Here is a 15996-nt window from a genome sequence, read left to right on the forward strand (position 1 = left end):
GGCGCGAGCCTCCTCCTGCCCGCCCCCGCATCCACGCACCTCCCGGAAAGAACAGCACATCCATGGCCGTCACCCGTGCCCAGCAGCCGGTTGTCACCACGTCCGCCCCGCTCCCCGTCCGCGCCCGGCTCGCCCATCCGCTCCTGCTGCTGACCGGCATCGTGCTGGTCGCGCTGAACATGCGGGCCTGCCTGGCCGCGATCTCCCCGATGGTCGGCGAGATCCAGCGGACCTTCGGCCTCTCCACCACCGCGAGCGGCCTGATCACCACCGTGCCGGTGCTGTTCCAGGGCGTCGGCGCCCCGCTCACTCCCCGACTGACCCGCCGGTTCGGCGCCGAGCGGGTGGTGCTGGGCGCGGTGCTGGTGCTGGGCGCGGGCGTGCTGCTGCGGGTGCTGCCCACCGTGTTCGCCCTGTACGCGGGCTGCGTGGTGATCGGCGTGGCCATCGCGGTGCTGAACGTGTCGATGCCGGGCCTGGTCAAGCGGGAGTTCCCGGACCGGGCGGCGACCATGACCGGCGTCTACTCCACCACCATGCTGGTCGGTGCGACCCTCGCCGCCGGCACCTCCGTCCCGCTGGAGCACGCGCTCGGCGGCGGCTGGCGGGCCTCGCTCGGCGCCTGGTCACTGCTCGCGCTGGTCGCGGCGGTGGCCTGGCTGCCGCAGGTGCTGCGCTCCCGTCAGGAGCGGGGCGCGGCGGCCGCGCCGGGCACCCCGGGTACGCCGGGCACGCCGGGCACGCCGATCGCGGGTGTCTGGAAGTCCCCGCTGGCCTGGCAGATCAGCCTCTTCATGGGCGTCTCGTCGCTGCTGGTGTACACCCTGGTGGCGTGGATGCCGACGATCCTGGCCGACCACGGCATGGACCGCGGCCAGGCCGGCCTGGTCTTCGCCTTCTCCAACCTGATGCAGGTGGCCGGCGCCTTCCTGGTGCCGCTGATGGCCGGCCGGATGACCAACCAGCGCGCCCTCGCGGTGACCATGGCCGTCCTGAACGGGCTCGGCATCGCCCTGCTGCTGGCGGCCCCCGTGTCGGCCGCGTGGGTGTCGGCGACCATCCTCGGCGTGGCCCAGGGCGGTTCGCTGGGCCTGGGCCTGGCGTTCATCGTGCTGCGGACCCGCAGTGCGGCCGGCGCCGCCCAGCTGGGCGGGATGTCGCAGGCGATCGGCTATCTGGTCGCGGCGGCCGGCCCGGTCGGCGCGGGCGCGCTGCACCAGCTCACCGGCGGCTGGGAGGCCACCCTGGCGCTGATGTTGGTGCTGGTGGTCGTGGTCGGCGCGGCCGGCTGGGGCGCGGGGCGCAACCGTACGCTCTGAGCCCCGCGGTACGGCTCACTCCCCGCCGGGTGACTCGTCAGCGGGCCACTCCTCGCCGGGCCACTCCTCGCCGGGTCACTCGTCTCCGGCCAGGGTCAGCCCGGCCAGCTTCACCGAGGCGAGCACCGTCGCCGCGACGGTGACCACCAGCAGCAGCGGAACGGCCGCCGCCAGCGAGACATCGGCGCCGATCGCGGTGTCCCCGGCGACCGCCTCGGCCACCGCCCGGCCCCACTGCTGGACGCTCAGCGTCCGGGCGCCCTCGACGAAGTTGCCGACCAGCGACTCCCAGACCAGCGCGTACCCCAGCCCGGCCACGACCGCGTGCCGGGTGACGACGCCGAGCAGCAGGAACAGCGCGCTGTACGCGGCCCCGGCGACCAGCACCGCCACGGTGTAGCCGAGCGCCACGCCGTCCCGGGTGCCGTACAGCAGCAGCCCGGCGAGCAGCGTCGGGACGACCGAGAACAGCCAGGTGACGCCGATCGCGACGGTCAGCTTGGTGGTGATGATCCGCCAGCGCGGCAGCGGCTTGGCGAGCAGGTAGACGATCGAGCCGTCGTCGATCTCGGTGGCGATGACCCCGGTGCCGACCACCAGGCCGAGGATCGGGACCAGGGTGCCGAGGCCGAGCTGGCCGAGGATCTTGACGGTCAGGCCGTGCGGGTCGGCGCTCGACCCGTTCGCGATGGCGGAGACGAGCAGCAGCAGGGCGGGGACCACCAGCAGCACGAGGCCGCGGCGGCGGCCCAGCAGCCCGCGCAGGGTCAGCCTGGCGACGGTGGGGTTCATGGTCGGTCGGCCCCTTCCTGGGCAACAACGGTCACGGCGGCGGGGACGGAAACAGCGGTACTCACGCGGAGACCAGGTACGAGAAGACGCTCTCCAGCGACTCGTCGGCCGGGGAGACGGTGTACAGCCGGATGCCGGCCTCCCGGGCGACCCTGGGCAGCAGGGTGGTGAAGCCCTGGAAGTCGACCGCCTCGATCCGCAGCGCCCGCTCCCGCTCGTCCACCTCGATGCCGGTGGTGGAGCCGTCGGCGATCAGCGCGGCGGCGAGCCGGCGGTCGTCGCCGGAGCGGACCAGGTACCGGTGCGGTCGGTCGGTCATCAGTCGGCGGATCTTGCGGAAGTCGCCCGAGGCCGCGTGCCGGCCGGCCACCACGACCTCGATGTGCCGGGCCAGTTGCTCGACCTCCTCCAGGATGTGGGAGGAGAACAGCACGGTGCGGCCGTCCGCACCGAAGCGGCGCAGCAGCTCCATCAGCTGGAGCCGCTGGCGCGGGTCCATGCCGTTGAAGGGCTCGTCCAGCAGCAGCGCGGCCGGGTCGTGGACCAGCGCCGAGGCCATCTTGACCCGCTGCTTCATGCCCTTGGAGTACGTCCCGGTGCGGCGGTCCTTGGCGTACGCCATCTCCACCAGGTCCAGGGCGCGGCGGGCGGCGGCGCCGGGCTGGGGCAGGCCGTGCAGTTCGGCGTTGGCGAGGACGAACTCCCAGCCGGTCAGGTAGTCGTACATCGACTCCCGCTCGGGGACCAGGCCGATCTGCCGGTACACCTGCTGGTTGCGCCAGATCGGCACTCCGTCCAGGGTGACCGAGCCGCTGGAGGGGGCGAGGAAACCGCTCATCATGTGGATGAGGGTGGACTTGCCCGCGCCGTTCGGCCCGAGGAGGCCGGTGACGCCGGGGCCGATGTCCATGCTGACGTCGTTGACCGCGACCACGTTCCCGAACCAGCGGGAGACCTTGTCGATGCTGATGGTGGCCATGCCGCCCTCTCTCAGACCTTCTTGTAGCGGCTCAGCAGCAGCCGGTACGAGCCGACCACCATGGCCACCGCGACGAGTGCGAACACCGCCACCCCGAGGCCGCCCGGAGCGTGCCGGCGGTCGAGGCCGGTACCGACGTCGAACAGCTCGTTGACCAGGGACTCCACCAGGTCGGTGGGCGAGATCAGCGCCGTCCACTGCGCGCCGTCGGAGCCGGTCGTGCCCGGGTTGCTGATGCCGACCGCGACGGCGGCCACCGCGGCGCTGACCGCCAGGTAGCCCATGATGGCGGCGACCCCGAACCCCCTGCGCGAGGTGGTGCCCGCGATCACCAGGGCCACCGAGGTCGGCACCAGGGCGTACAGGGCGGCCGCCACGAGGCCGTACAGGAACTGCCCGGTGTTGTGCGAGAAGTCCATCCCGCCGAGCAGCGCGCCGACGTACAGCACCAGCAACGGGGCCGCCATCAGCAGCAGTTGGGCGCAGACCATGGCGGCGAACTTGGCCCGCACGTAGTCGCTGCGGGTGATCGGGCGGGAGAAGTAGAGCGGCACGGTCTGGTACCGCAGGTCCCGGGAGAGCAGCACCGGCGCCTGGGCGGCGAGGAAGACCGAGACCACCAGGCTGAGGTCGGCGAGGTAGACCGGGAAGTCGACCGGCAGCTCGTCCTGCTTCATGGCGACCGCGATCGCCACGAAGATCACCGCGGGCACGGTGACCACGCCCAGTACCAGCATCGGCAGCACCTTGGACTTGCCGGAGCGGCCGAGGCCGTACGCGGCGCGCAGGCTCTGGGTGAAGAGCGAGCGGGTGGCGTAGGCGCGGCCGAGCCGGGGGCCGGTGTAGCCGCGGTAGCCGATGTCGTGGATGACGCCGGTGTCGGCGGGCCTGGTCTCAGGTGGCAGCGACATCGTCCGTCCCTCCCCTGCTGTCCTGGGCGTTGGTGGCGTTGGTGGTGTTGGGGGTGTTGGCGGTGCTCGGGGTGCCCGGCGCGTCGTGGTCCTCGGTGAAGAGTTCGGCGACCCGGTGCCGGCGCTGCTCCAACCGCACCAGCCCGAGCCCGAGTTCGGCGACGGTGTCGCGGATGGTGTCGTACGTCGACTCGTCGGCCAGCCGTACCAGCAGCAGGTGGGAGGTCTCGGCCTGCACCGAGAGGCCGGCCGCCGCGAGGCGTTCGCGGACGACCTCGGCGGGCTCGGGAGCGGCTGGCTCGGGAGCGGCTGGCCCGGGGCTCGCGGATTCGGCGGCGTGGTCCTGCGAACGGGTCTCGGGCGGGTCGGTGACCTCGACCGCGAGGACCGCCGTCGCCTCGGTGAAGGAGGCGGTGGAGGAGGAGCGCAGCAGCTTGCCGCCGTCGATGACGACCAGGTGGTCGCAGGTGCGTTCCAACTCGCCGAGCAGGTGGGTGGTGACCAGCACCGAGATGCCGAAGTCGGTGTGGACCCGGCGGATCAGCCCCAGCATCTCGTCCCGGCCGGCCGGGTCGAGGCCGTTGGTCGGCTCGTCCAGCAGCACCAGCTTCGGGTCGTGCACCAGCGCCTGGGCGAGCTTGACCCGCTGCTTCATGCCGGTCGAGTACCCGCCCATCGGCCGGTACCGCTCCTCGTAGAGGCCGACGTGCCGCAGGGTGTCCGCGGTGCGCTCCCGGGCCGCGGTGGCGGGCAGACCCGCCATCCGCGCCATGTGCACCACGAACTCCGTGGCGGAGACGTCCGGCGGCAGGCAGTCGTGCTCGGGCATGTAGCCGACCCGCTCGCGGATCTCGGAGCCCCGGGTGGCGACGTCCAGGCCGAGGACCTCGCCACGGCCGGAGGTCGCCGGGGCGAGCCCGAGCAGGATCTTGATCAGGGTGGACTTGCCGGCACCGTTGGCCCCGACCAGCCCGACCACCCCCGGCTGCACCTCGACGGTGAGCTGGTCGAGGGCGGTGACCCGGGGGAACCTCTTGGTGAGGCCGTCCGTCGTGATGACAGCTGTGGACACGCCCTCAACGTAACGGCGTTGCACGGAAACGGACATGAGCTGGAATGACGAGCCCGTCTGCTGCTGCGGTATGACGTCCCGGCCTTTCTCCCCTAAGGGTGGGCCGGCCTCGGCACCCGCCCGCACCCCCGACGTGCCCAGGCGCCGAGCAGCCCCAGTCGGGTGGGCCGCCCGGCGCCGCACGCGCCGCGGGTCAGCTGTGCGCGCGCTCCCAGAGCTCGGTGACCTTGCCGGAGGCGTCGATCGCCACCTTGTAGTCACCGGACGAGCACGGGTACGAGCCCTTCTCGTTGTGCGGCGTGGCGATGCACTCGTTGACGTGCTTCACCAGATCGGCCAGGTTGACGTCCTTCGGCGGCGCGAGCACCGACCTGAGGTGGCCCTTGGCGGTCGGCGCGAAGGGCGCGGTCTTGTCGGCGCCCACCGGCTCGAAGCCGACGTCGTCGACCCCGCAGGCGTCCTTGGTGTCCTTGTACACCAGGGTGGTCGCGGTGGTGCCCTTCGCCGGGTAGATCCACTTCTGCCCGGCGGGCAGCGGCTCGTGGGTGCAGAAGCCGTCGGGCTCACCGGAGGCGGTCGACGTGCCGGCCGGCGCGGGCTTCCCGGTGCCGGCCGGGGATCCGGTGGGCGCGGCGGGAGCCGCGGTCGGGGCGGCGGTCGGGGCTGCGGTCACGGGGCTGGTGGACCCGCCACCCGCCCCCTGGTCCGACGAGTTGTCCGGGCCGCAGGCCGTGAGGCCGAACGCGGCGGCGGCGACCAGGGCGGCGGCGAGCAGTGATCTGGAAACAGGCATGACGAAGGAACCCCCGTTGTAACGCATGATCAGATTGACGGTGCGGCGGACAGACTAGCGCCTGGCACCGACGGCCCCCCTCGCGCGGTCGCACCAACGCACCGCGCGGACCGGCGCGCCGACCTGCTGACGTACGGGCGCACCCACCGGAAACGGCAGCGGGTGCCACCCCGCAAGAGGTGGCACCCGCTGCCGAGCAGGATCAGGGAGTCAGGACGAGGGCCAGGGCCAGGGGGTCAGCGACGGCCGACGGCCCGGGTGGCGCCCACGAAGGGCAGCCGGAACGGGCTCGACGCCGCGGCCCCGCCCTCGGACGCGGACGGCGCCGGAGCGGCCTGCACCTTGGCGGACGGCGCGCCGGCGGCAGGGGCAGCGGCGGCAGGGGCGGCGGAAGCGGCGAACGGCTTCACGCCGCTGCTCGTGGTGTAGAACCCGAACAGGTCCACCACGATGTCGGTGCTGCCGACGTGGTTGAAGAAGTCGACGTAACCGTTGTCCCCCACCGTGGCGTTGACCATGTTGGGGATGGTCTGGCCCGCGGTGAAGTTCAGGTTGGAGGCGTCCGGCAGCCCGGCGCCGGTCGGCTCGGAGTCCACCGGCCCGCCGTCCGGGTACACGGTGATGAAGCTGTCCTCGGTCGGGCTGGTCGCCGTCACGTTGAGCAGCAGCGCGCCGATCCCCCAGTCCCGCGGCTGCAGGCCCCAGCCGACCATCGAGGTGCCGCCGGCGATCGGCGAGCCGCTGTCGCGGCTGTCGTACATCCGCTCCGGCGAGGTGGTGACCAGCACACCGTCGGTGGTCTGGCCGCTCGTGTCCGGGACGAAGTACCCCGAGGCGTCGACCACGATGTCGACCGGCGCGAACGCCGAGCTGAAGATGTCCACCGAACAGCCGCTGCCGAGACGGGCGATGGCCGTGTTGGCGATCGTCTGCCCCGGCGTGAAGTTGAGGGTGGAGGCGTCCGGCCGCGACTGTCCGTGCGGGTAGACCGTCAGGAAGCCCGCGTCCTGCGGCTCGGTGACGGTGACGTTGAGCGCCGCCGCCGTGGCCGCGGCCGGGAACCCGGCCGTCGCGCAGAGGTCCACCGTGACCGTGCCGCGGGCCGGCACGTGGGCGGGGCGGGTGTCCAGGGCGCGCCGGGGGCTGAAGCCGGTGTAGACGGCGCCGGTGGTGTCCGGGACGTAGTAGCCGACGACGTCGGCGACCAGGTCCAGGTCGCCGTCCGACCCGTTGAGCATGCTGACCGCGCCGCCCGCACCCAGCTGCACCGTCACCGCGTTGGCGATGGTCTCGCCCTTGGCGTGGTTCAGGCTGGACGCCGTCGGAACGGGCCGCCCGGCCGGGTAGACGGTGACGTACCCGGCGTCCTTCGCCTCCGTCGCGGTGACGTTCATGACCACGGCGACGGCATCGGCCGGGACGCCCGCGACACCGGCGACCTTCAGCGACCCGGTGCCGCGGCCCGCCAGCGTGCCGCCGTTACGGGTGTTGAGCACGCGCTGCGGCGCCGTCGGCACGAAGGTGCCCGCGATGCCCACCGAGATGTCCAGCGGCTTGGCCAGCGGCGTGCCGACCGCACCGAAACTGTGCACGCCGTCGGCATCCGTCACGGCGATCTCCACTGCGTACAGGCCGGCCTGGCAGCCCGTCGGCAGCGGACCGCCGGCACCCTCGGTGGTGGACGCGGCGGCGAACGGCAGGTTCAGCGAGACCGTCGTCGACAGGGTGCCGTCCGGCAGCGTGACGGACGCCGTCGGCGCGCAGCCCGCAACGGCCGGCCCGTGCGCGGTCACCGTGACCTTGGAGATCGCGACCGAGTCGGACACCGGGAAGGACACCGGCACCCCGCCCCCGCTCGGCGGCGCCTGACGCTGCAACGACACGTCCCCGATCGACACGCCGCCTGCCGACTGCAGCGCCGGCGCGGCCGCCGACCCGGTGCCGGCCGAAGCGGCGGGCGCCGCCAATCCGGCCGCGGCCAACCCCGTCACCGCCGTCAGCGCCACCGCGGTGGCACGCCGCAGCCGGCGGTTCCTGGATATGTCTCTACTCATGCCGTGCCGTCCTTCATGGGGGGACTCGTCACCAACGGGCGGGGCATGGCAGAGCCCGACACTCCAGAGACCACCCCCACGGAAATTCGCCCAGATACTAGCGGCCCCCTCCGACACCCGAAGACCCGGCGGAGCCCACGCCGAGAACCCCGGCTTTCACAGCGCGAACATCTACGACCACCTACGAGACCAGCTGCCGGGCTGTCGTTCCCGTGAAGGCCGGTTTGGAGACCGCCGGAGCGCGCCTGGACACTGAAGGCCCGCTCCGGCGGCCACCGTCAGCCGAGCTGGGCGAGGCCCTCGGTGGCGATGCGCTCGAAGACGTCGAGGTCGTTCTCGAAGATCGAGTCGGGGACCGGCCAGTGGATGACCAGCTCGGTAATGCCCAGCTCCTGGTACTTGCCGGCCCAGTCGACGAAGGCGTCCACGGACACCAGCGGCTTCTCCGCCGTCGAGCCCTGGAGCAGCACCTTCTCCAGCGTCGCCACGTCCCGGCCGGTCGCCTCGCAGGCCGCCGTCAGCTTCTCGATCTGCTTCGCGATGACCCCGGGCGCCTGCTCCACCGGCACGTCCGCGGGCCCCTTCGGGTCGCCGTACGTCACCCAGCCCTGCCCGTACTCGGCGGCCAGCCTCAGCCCGCGCGGCCCGGTCGCGGCCACGTAGAACGGCACCCGCGGCGTCTGCACGCAGCCGGGGATGTTCCGCGCCTCGACCGCCGAGTAGTACACGCCCTCCCGGGTGGTGGCGTCGGTGCGCAGCAGCTCGTCCAGCAGCGGCAGGAACTCGCCGAACCGGTCCGCCCGCTCCTTCGGCGACCACGCCTCCTGGCCCGTCGCCGTCGCGTCGAACCCGACCCCGCCGGCCCCGATCCCCAACGTCAGCCGCCCGCCGGACACGTCGTCCAGCGTGATCAGCTCCTTGGCGAGCGTCACCGGATGGCGAAAGTTCGGCGAGGTCACCAGCGTGCCGAGCCTGATCCGCTCGGTGGCCGTGGCGGCGGCCGTCAGCGTCGGGACCGAGCCGAACCACGGCTCCTCCCGGAAGCTCCGCCACGACAGGTGGTCGTAGGTGTACGCGGCGTGGAAGCCGAGCTCCTCGGCCCGCCGCCAGATCTTCTGCCCCTCGCTCCACCGGTGGATGGGGAGGATCACGGTACTCAGACGCATACCGGCGACCCTACGTCGTCGGACGTCCGTGGTTCCGGTCAGTCGCTGCCGCCGCACCCCGGAGCGGTGCGCCACCGGTCGGCGACGGCGGCCGCGTGCACGAAGTGCGCGGCGGCCTCGGCGTCGCGGCCGAGCAGGCGGGCGAGCTCGCCGAGCGTGTACGCGACCGGGCGGACCGCCAGGGTGAAGCCCGCGGAGGGCGGCGGCGCGTCACGGTGGGGGAGCAGGGTGTCGTACAGCTCCTCGGCCCGCTCCTTCGCGCCGAGCGCCACCACGGCCATCGCACGGAAGGTCGCGAGGACCGTGAGGAGGTAGTCCGTGCGCAGGGGCCCGACCCCCGCGAGGACCGCCCGGGCCTCGTCCTGCTGCCCGGCGGCGCACAGGGCCGCCGCGAGCAGGTCCGACATCGACGGGCCGTACTCTTCGCTCAACTTCCGGGCCTGCGGGACGAGTTCGCCGAGCCTGCCCTGAGTGGCCCGGATCGTCGCGGTCGCGATCTGCAGGAAGCCGTCGGCGTGCGGAGAGCCTTGCCTGGCCATTCCGGCGGTGGCTTCGGCGTACAGCTCCTCGGCGTCCTCGGTGCGCCCCTCGATCAGCGCTCGCGTCGCCAGCGCGGTCTGACCGACCACGACGGGCCCCGGCATCCGGTAGGCCCGGGCCAGTTCCACGCACGTGTCGATGTGGCCGTAAGCACCGGCGACATCGCCTGCGGCAGCGGCAGTTGTCGACAGGCTGAGCAGGCCGAACCAGCGGAAGGCGGGCAGGTCGTGCTCGGTGGCGAGCCGGACGAGCTCCTCGCTCCGCACCGCCAGCTCGCGTCCCTCGCGATCGGCGTCGAGTTCGCGGAGCAGCGCCGCGAGCGCCCTCGCGAGGAGGCCGGGATCGCCCAGGGCCGTGGCGATCTCGACGGCTTCCTCGGCCGCGGCCCGCGCCCGCGGGCTCCGTACGTCGGACAGTTCGGCACAGGAGGCGAGCAGCAGCCTGCACCGGTCGGCGGGCGCCAGATCCGGCAGGTCCAGCGACCGGCCGAGCAGCACGACGACGGGCTCGTCGACCGCGCCGTACGGCCGGGTCTGCCACGGCGTCGGCTCGGACCAGGCAGTCAGCGCGCGGACCAGCAGCTCGCTCCGGCCGGTGCCGACCGCGCATTCGATCGCCCGCTGCCGGCTCGCGCGGGCGGCCATGACCGCCCCGGCCCGCACCTGGGCGCGCAGCAGCCTGCCCAGCAGGTCGATGCGTTCCGCCTCCCGGTCCTCCGACGGACCGGCCGGGGTCCGGTCGAAGCAGTCCAGCGCCGCGGCGAGCAGGTCGGCCGCCGTGTCGTGGGCGTAACGGCTGATCGCCAGGTCGGCCGCGCGCAGGCAGTAGTGAACGCCCTTGGCGGCCGTGGCCGATGCCGCGGCCCGCGCGAAGTGGTGGGCCAGCGCGGACACATCACCCGAACCGAGCCGCTCCAGGCCGGCCGCGATCCGCCCGTGCATGCGCCTGGCCCGCAGGCCGCTCAGATCGGCGAGCAGCGTGTCGCGCACCAGCGCGTGCGTGAACCAGACGCGGCCCGGGGCCGGTTCGGTCAGCAGCCCGGCGACCAGACCGGCGTCCAGCGCGCCCAGGACTCCGTCCTCGTCGGTGTCCGCGGCAACGACCAGCAGCTCGACGTCCGCCTCGCGCCCGACGACCGCGGCCAGCCGCAGCACCGCCACCACGGCCTCGGGGAGGCGCCCGAGCCTGCGGCGCAGCACGTCCCGGACCCCCTCCGGCACCTCGGACAGGGCCACCAGCGCACCTTCGCTACCGAGCAGTCGGGCGCTCTCCCAGACGTAGAAGGGATTTCCGCCGGTGCGTTCGGCGAGCGCGGCGACCGTCCCGGCGTCCACCGGCCCGGCACCCACCGCCTTGATCACCTCGGCGACGGCCGACGCGGGCAACCCCGGCAGCGGCAACCGCAGCGGCGACCGCCCCGCGAGCACGGCGAGCTGGTCCGCGAGCGGGCCCTCGATCTCGTTCGGACGGTAGGCGGCCACGACCAGGACCGGTGTCCCCGGAGGCAGGTCGGTCAGGCCGGTCAGCAGGGCGAGCGTCTCGGCGTCGGCCCAGTGCAGGTCGTCCAGCAGCACGGCCAACGGCCGCTCCCGGGCCACCGCCGCGAGCCACTGCGACACCGCGCGGTTCAGGCGGAACCGGCCGGCGGCCACGTCCTCGTCCGGGCCCCGGCCGGCTGCGCGGTCGGAGAGCAGCGGGGCCAGGATCTCGGCTGACTCGGCCGGGGGCGGCGCAGCGGCGGCGATCGTCCGCAGCGCCGCCACCCAGGGCCACGCGGGTGGCGCGCCCTCGTCGTCGGTGGCCTGGCCGACCGCGACCAGCCAGCCGTCGCCACGGAGCCGCTCGCCGAGCCGCTCCAGCAGCTCCGACTTTCCCAGGCCCGCCTCGCCCGTGACCAGCGCGACCCCGGGCCCCGCGGTGGCCGCCCGGCCGGCGGCCTCCACCAGCCGGGCGGATTCGGCCTCGCGGCCGACGAACGGGCGCGCGTCAGCGGCTGGTCGGCGCGACGGTGCCGGGACGTTCCGTCCCTCGGGCGGGGTCGGCGGCCGGTGCTGCGGGGCCTCCGTCGCGGCCTGCAGCACCGTGGTGCGACCGCCCAGGATGGCCGCTTCGAGCTCGTTCAGCGCGGGCCCCGGGTCGAGGCCCACCTCGGCCGCCAGGACCGCGCGGGCCCGGCGCAGCGTCGCCAGCGCGTCGGCCTGCCGGCCCGCCGCCCACAGCGCCAGCGCGTGCAACCGCCAGCCTTCCTCCCGCAACGGCTCGTCGAACGTGAGCAGTTCGGCGTCGGGAACGGTCACGGCGGCCTGCGCCGACCTCAGTCCGGCGACCACGTTCAGCTCGCGCGCGACCAGCCGCAGCTCGTCGAGACGGGCGATCTCGGCCCGGGCCCAGGACTCGTCGACGAACTCGGCGTACGCCGTGCCCTGCCACAGCGACAGCGCCTCGCTGAGCAGGCGCCGCGCGGTCTCCGGCGGCCGCTGCGGTTCGCGCGCCTCGCGCAGCAGCCGCTCGAACCGCCAGGCGTCGACGGCGCCGTCGGGCAGGCGCAGCGCATACCCGGGTGGTGCGCTGACCAGCAGGGTGGCCGGAGTGCGCGGCGCCCTGCCGGGCTCCAGCAGCCGTCGCAGGTTCGACACGTACGCCTGCAGTGACGTCACCGCCCGTGCGGGCGGGGCCCCTTGCCAGATCTCCTCGACCATCCGGTCGACCGAGACGACCGCGCCGCGCGCCACGGCCAGCCGGGCCAGGACCGCGCGCTGCCGCCGGCCGCCGAGCGGGACTGGCCCGCCGTTCCACTCGGCCGCGAACGAGCCGAGCACGCGTATGGAGACCATCACCAGGCACATCGTAGAGGGCCCGATGTTCTCCAAGTCGCTTCCAAATGCCCTCCAGGGGCCCCCGGCGAGGCTTCTCGCATGGACACCACGAACGCACCAGTGCAGACCCGTCCGAACACCCGGGAGATGGTGGTCATCCACCGCGGACTGCGCCGCGAGTCGCGACTGCTCATCGAGCTGATCGCCGCCGCGGCTCCCGGAGACACCGCCCGCGCCCGCGTCCTGGCGGGCCACTTCCGCGACTACCGGCTCGGATTGAGCAACCACCACCACGGCGAGGACGAGTTCCTGTGGCCTCCGCTGCTGGCCAGGGTCGACCTCGAAGCCGACCTGGTCCTGCGGATGGAGGCCCAGCACGAACGTGTCGCCGCCACCCTCGCGGCGGCCGAAGCCGCCCTGCCCGCCTGGGAGTCGGGGGCCGGAGAATCGGAACGCGACACGCTCACGGCAGCCCTCGCCGAGCACCGCACGGTCCTCGTCGAGCACCTCGACGAGGAGGAGACCTCACTGCTCCCGCTCGCGGCAACGCACTTGTGGCTGCACGAATGGACCGCGATGGGCGAACACTTCCTGGCCAACACGCCCAAACCCAAGCTGCTGTTCTTCCTCGGCATGGTCCTCGAGGAGGCCGACGCGGCCGAACGCTCGGCGATCCTCGGCGGCCTGCCACTCCCCGCCCGACTGCTCTGGTACGCCGTCGGCCGCGCGCAGTACACCCGCGCCACCCGCCGGGTCCGGGGCTGACCGCCCCGACCGCCTCCGCCCGGACCGCCTCTCCTCCCCGAAAGACAGGAAAGCCATGAAGCGCTTCACCACCGTCCTCACCGCCCTGAGCGGCCTGTTCCTCCTGTACATCGGCCTCCTCTACCTACTGGACCCTCAGACGGCCGCAGCCGGATTCGGCCTGCCGAGCTGGCCCCAGCACGAGGGCACGGGCTTCCTCACCGTCAAGGGCGGCCGCGACATCTCCATGTGCCTGGGCGTCTTCGCGCTCCTGCTGAGCGGCCACCGCAAGGCTCTCGGCTGGATGCTGCTGGGGCTCACCTTCGCGCCCGTCACGGACATGCTGACGGTCCTGGGCAACCACGGGTCAGCCGGCACCGCGTACGGCGTCCACGGCCTCGCCGCCGCAGTGGTCGCCCTGAACGCCGCACTCCTCCTGCGCGAACGCCCCACCCCGACCCTCGCCTGAACAGGTCGTGCACCCAACCGCGGACATGTCCGGGAAGGACGACGACCCGCCGGGAGCTGTTCACGCCCCGAGCGCCGGCCAACGGTCCTTCCCGTCATCCCGGCAGGTGATGGGTGAACGAGGTGTGGGCGACCCACGATGACGACACCCGCGCTACCGCTGGTGTGGCGCCATGAGTGCATTGGGCAGGGCTTGACCGGCAGCTGGACAAGGGCGAGGCGGTCCGGATCATCGACCACTTCGTCCTGCCGGACCGCGTGCCGGGCCGTTCGGCGGTGGTGACCGGTTCGTCGCCGTAACGGTGAACGCAGACTCCTGCCGGTTAGTAGCGACCCATGTGCGGCATGGCTTTCTCCGCCAACTCGATGATCGCTCGCGCCTTCGGCAGATCTTCCGCGACCTCCTCGGCGGTGATCGGCGGAGCTTCAGCAGATCGGTACTCACTCTCGTTCCGGCGGACACGCATGCGGCCGAACGGGCGCAGAATGCCGCCGAGCGGTGGGTCCAGCTGTGCCTTCACCACCTCCTAGACCGCGACATGGCCACCCCTGCTCGTGGCGCGAAGACCCTGGTTCACCAGGACCGCCGCAAGCGCCTTGCGCGCAGCATCGTAGGAGCTCCGCCACGACAGATGGTCGTACGTGCAAGCGGCGTGGCACCCGAGCTCCTCGGCCCGACGCCAGCTCTACTGCCCCTCGCTCCGCCGGTGGATGGGCAGGGTAGCGGTACTCAAGCGCATGCGGTGGCGATACGCGCGCGAATCGGCGGGGCTTCGGACCGCCCGCACGTCGGCACGGGCAGGTTGGCTAGCGTGAGGCCATGGGCACGTCGAGCAGGCGGGAACTGGCCGCGTTGGTCGACGAGGCGACGGTCGGCCCCTGCGACGAGCACGAGCTGCACCCGCGGCGGATCCCGGCAGACGATCGGGCTGCTGGACCTTCCCCTGCTGGACCCGGTTCCGGAAGGGGCGGAGTGGGTCGAGGCATATCGCTAGTACTGGGTTCAGGACTGAGAGGGCTCGCATGACTGCTGCTGTACGGCGCGAGGACGAGGCGTCGTTGCGGATCCTGATCGAGCGAAGCTCCGAGCTGAAGGGCGAACTCGTCTCCTTCGCTCAAGGCGCGCGCTTCGACCGGTGGTTGACCCCTCTCCTCCTGGAGGCAGCAGGCCCTGAGCGGCTGCTGGACGAGGCTGAGGCGATCCGGATCATCGACGCCTTCATCCTGCGGTACCGCTTGCCGGACGGTTCGACCGTGGTGGAGCAATTCGTCGCCAGGCGGCGGGACTTGAGCGAATCCGACCGGGCGATGCTGCTCGGCTGGGGTGACCCGGTCGAGGGCGTCTTCGAGATCCAGCGCAAGGACGGGGACGCCGTCGTCCTGCTGAACCTGGTCGACGACCTGGAGTACCGCACCTACTCGAACGTCGGGCGGGCGGCCTTTCGTGGGGTGTCCACGGGTGGATTCCTCCTCGCCTGCCTGGTGCCCGTTCACTCGGCCGAGGGGGCGTGGCTGATCTCGGGCGCGATGTCGTCCTACCCGAAGTCCAGCGCGACCGAGATCGCCCGGGCCGCACTCCACTTGGCCGCCAGCCAACCCGAACTGGTCTTCCGTAACCCCGAGAAGATCGCGCAGGGATGGGAGTCGATGCGGGCGGACCGGGCAGCGTTCGTCGAGTTCTGCGGCAGCGACGAACTGGTCCTTCCCCCGGCCGAGGTCGAGGAGAGGCTCAACGCCTACTACCGGCACCGGCAGGAGGCCGCAGTCCCCGAGCGGCCCGACCGGGCCAGGGGCAGGCGGCTGCCCGGAATCGAACTGCCGGTAATCGAACTGCCGACCTTCGAACTGCCGCAGACCCTCGCGGACTCCGACACGGTCGGCGTCATCTACGACGAGGTCGACGGACTCAACTTCTACGCCGACTACGGGATGCTTCGGGACCTCTTCGCCGAGCCGGCCCTCTCAGGCCGCAGGCAGCACCAGGACGTGCTGCGCGCATACCTGCGCGACGAGTCGATCGCGCCACTGCCGATCCTCCGCCTGGCCGCCGCCTACCCCGAGACCGTCGACGCGGTGTTCCGCAAGCTGCTGCGGAAGCCCGGATTTACCTGGGCCGAGCACGGAGAAGCTCTGCTGCGCCGGCGCAAGCCCCGGTACTACGCGCAGGAGCCCCGGCCCGCCGTCTCCGTCATCGGCGAGCGGCTCGGCGAGCTCGCTGCCGGCGCCGGCGCCGGACGGCAGAAGTTCACCAGGGCCCGGCGTGTGCCGCGCCGACCCGACCGTCCGCAACCGCGAACGCCGGCTTCCGGTGGCCAGTAGCGGCCCAGGTGCGGCACGGCCCG

The 15996-nt window shown here is 72.8% G+C and carries 13 protein-coding genes and 1 pseudogene; 4 read left to right on the plus strand and 10 right to left on the minus strand.

Going from position 1 to position 15996, the window contains the following annotated elements:
* Positions 1–62 precede the first annotated feature (62 nt).
* Positions 63–1319: a CynX/NimT family MFS transporter gene (locus tag AC0B61_RS25790; RefSeq protein WP_471743125.1), complete on the plus strand. Its 1257-nt coding sequence runs from the start codon at positions 63–65 to the stop codon at positions 1317–1319.
* A gap of 75 nt (positions 1320–1394) precedes the next feature.
* Here AC0B61_RS25790 and AC0B61_RS25795 read toward each other — a convergent pair whose 3' ends face one another.
* From AC0B61_RS25795 to AC0B61_RS25830, 8 genes are all read right to left on the minus strand, one after another.
* Positions 1395–2111 (minus strand): ABC transporter permease, encoded by a 717-nt coding sequence (locus AC0B61_RS25795; protein WP_471743126.1) that lies wholly within the window; start codon positions 2109–2111, stop codon positions 1395–1397.
* A gap of 61 nt (positions 2112–2172) precedes the next feature.
* Positions 2173–3090, minus strand: a complete 918-nt coding sequence (locus AC0B61_RS25800) for an ABC transporter ATP-binding protein (protein WP_471743127.1) — start codon at positions 3088–3090, stop codon at positions 2173–2175.
* An 11-nt stretch (positions 3091–3101) separates the two neighbouring features.
* Positions 3102–4001: an ABC transporter permease gene (locus AC0B61_RS25805; RefSeq protein ID WP_471743128.1), complete on the minus strand. Its 900-nt coding sequence runs from the start codon at positions 3999–4001 to the stop codon at positions 3102–3104.
* Complete coding sequence (locus AC0B61_RS25810) at positions 3985–5109, minus strand: ABC transporter ATP-binding protein (protein WP_471743129.1); 1125 nt, start codon at positions 5107–5109, stop codon at positions 3985–3987. The genes AC0B61_RS25805 and AC0B61_RS25810 overlap by 17 nt, the downstream gene beginning before the upstream one ends.
* A 157-nt stretch (positions 5110–5266) precedes the next feature.
* Positions 5267–5866 (minus strand): hypothetical protein, encoded by a 600-nt coding sequence (locus AC0B61_RS25815; protein ID WP_471743130.1) that lies wholly within the window; start codon positions 5864–5866, stop codon positions 5267–5269.
* A gap of 236 nt (positions 5867–6102) precedes the next feature.
* Positions 6103–7920, minus strand: coding sequence for a hypothetical protein (locus tag AC0B61_RS25820; protein ID WP_471743131.1), 1818 nt, complete (start codon positions 7918–7920; stop codon positions 6103–6105).
* Positions 7921–8198: 278 nt separating this feature from the next.
* Positions 8199–9086, minus strand: coding sequence for an LLM class flavin-dependent oxidoreductase (locus AC0B61_RS25825; RefSeq protein ID WP_471743132.1), 888 nt, complete (start codon positions 9084–9086; stop codon positions 8199–8201).
* Positions 9087–9124: 38 nt separating this feature from the next.
* The gene (locus AC0B61_RS25830) at positions 9125–12460 is read right to left on the minus strand and encodes a BTAD domain-containing putative transcriptional regulator (RefSeq protein ID WP_471743175.1); all 3336 of its coding nucleotides are present in this window, start codon (positions 12458–12460) and stop codon (positions 9125–9127) included.
* 81 nt (positions 12461–12541) lie between these two features.
* On the opposite strand from AC0B61_RS25830, the gene AC0B61_RS25835 reads away from it, so the two are divergent.
* Complete coding sequence (locus AC0B61_RS25835; RefSeq protein WP_471743133.1) at positions 12542–13207, plus strand: hemerythrin domain-containing protein; 666 nt, start codon at positions 12542–12544, stop codon at positions 13205–13207.
* A 55-nt stretch (positions 13208–13262) separates the two neighbouring features.
* Positions 13263–13655 carry a DUF4267 domain-containing protein gene (locus AC0B61_RS25840; RefSeq protein ID WP_471743134.1) on the plus strand — a complete coding sequence of 131 codons (393 nt, stop codon included), beginning with the start codon at positions 13263–13265 and terminating at the stop codon, positions 13653–13655.
* A gap of 322 nt (positions 13656–13977) precedes the next feature.
* On the opposite strand, the gene AC0B61_RS25845 is transcribed toward AC0B61_RS25840, so the two are convergent.
* Both AC0B61_RS25845 and AC0B61_RS25850 read right to left on the minus strand, forming a co-directional pair.
* Positions 13978–14175 carry a hypothetical protein gene (locus AC0B61_RS25845; protein WP_471743135.1) on the minus strand — a complete coding sequence of 66 codons (198 nt, stop codon included), beginning with the start codon at positions 14173–14175 and terminating at the stop codon, positions 13978–13980.
* Positions 14176–14262: 87 nt separating this feature from the next.
* A pseudogene (locus AC0B61_RS25850) lies at positions 14263–14394 on the minus strand (LLM class flavin-dependent oxidoreductase); the annotation flags it as partial.
* Between the two features lie 283 nt (positions 14395–14677).
* Here AC0B61_RS25850 and AC0B61_RS25855 point away from each other — a divergent pair.
* Positions 14678–15973 carry a hypothetical protein gene (locus AC0B61_RS25855; RefSeq protein WP_471743136.1) on the plus strand — a complete coding sequence of 432 codons (1296 nt, stop codon included), beginning with the start codon at positions 14678–14680 and terminating at the stop codon, positions 15971–15973.
* Positions 15974–15996: the final 23 nt, after the last annotated feature.

This window comes from Kitasatospora sp. NPDC023385 (assembly GCF_055664045.1).

Coding starts and splice junctions, on each gene's coding strand:
- AC0B61_RS25820 (WP_471743131.1), bottom strand. CDS start 7,920: ATGAGTAGAGACATATCCAGGAACCGCCGGCTGCGGCGTGCCACCGCG.
- AC0B61_RS25810 (WP_471743129.1), bottom strand. CDS start 5,109: ATGTCCGTTTCCGTGCAACGCCGTTACGTTGAGGGCGTGTCCACAGCT.
- AC0B61_RS25835 (WP_471743133.1), top strand. CDS start 12,542: ATGGACACCACGAACGCACCAGTGCAGACCCGTCCGAACACCCGGGAG.
- AC0B61_RS25790 (WP_471743125.1), top strand. CDS start 63: ATGGCCGTCACCCGTGCCCAGCAGCCGGTTGTCACCACGTCCGCCCCG.
- AC0B61_RS25830 (WP_471743175.1), bottom strand. CDS start 12,460: ATGGTCTCCATACGCGTGCTCGGCTCGTTCGCGGCCGAGTGGAACGGC.
- AC0B61_RS25825 (WP_471743132.1), bottom strand. CDS start 9,086: ATGCGTCTGAGTACCGTGATCCTCCCCATCCACCGGTGGAGCGAGGGG.
- AC0B61_RS25840 (WP_471743134.1), top strand. CDS start 13,263: ATGAAGCGCTTCACCACCGTCCTCACCGCCCTGAGCGGCCTGTTCCTC.
- AC0B61_RS25800 (WP_471743127.1), bottom strand. CDS start 3,090: ATGGCCACCATCAGCATCGACAAGGTCTCCCGCTGGTTCGGGAACGTG.
- AC0B61_RS25855 (WP_471743136.1), top strand. CDS start 14,678: ATGACTGCTGCTGTACGGCGCGAGGACGAGGCGTCGTTGCGGATCCTG.
- AC0B61_RS25815 (WP_471743130.1), bottom strand. CDS start 5,866: ATGCCTGTTTCCAGATCACTGCTCGCCGCCGCCCTGGTCGCCGCCGCC.
- AC0B61_RS25795 (WP_471743126.1), bottom strand. CDS start 2,111: ATGAACCCCACCGTCGCCAGGCTGACCCTGCGCGGGCTGCTGGGCCGC.
- AC0B61_RS25805 (WP_471743128.1), bottom strand. CDS start 4,001: ATGTCGCTGCCACCTGAGACCAGGCCCGCCGACACCGGCGTCATCCAC.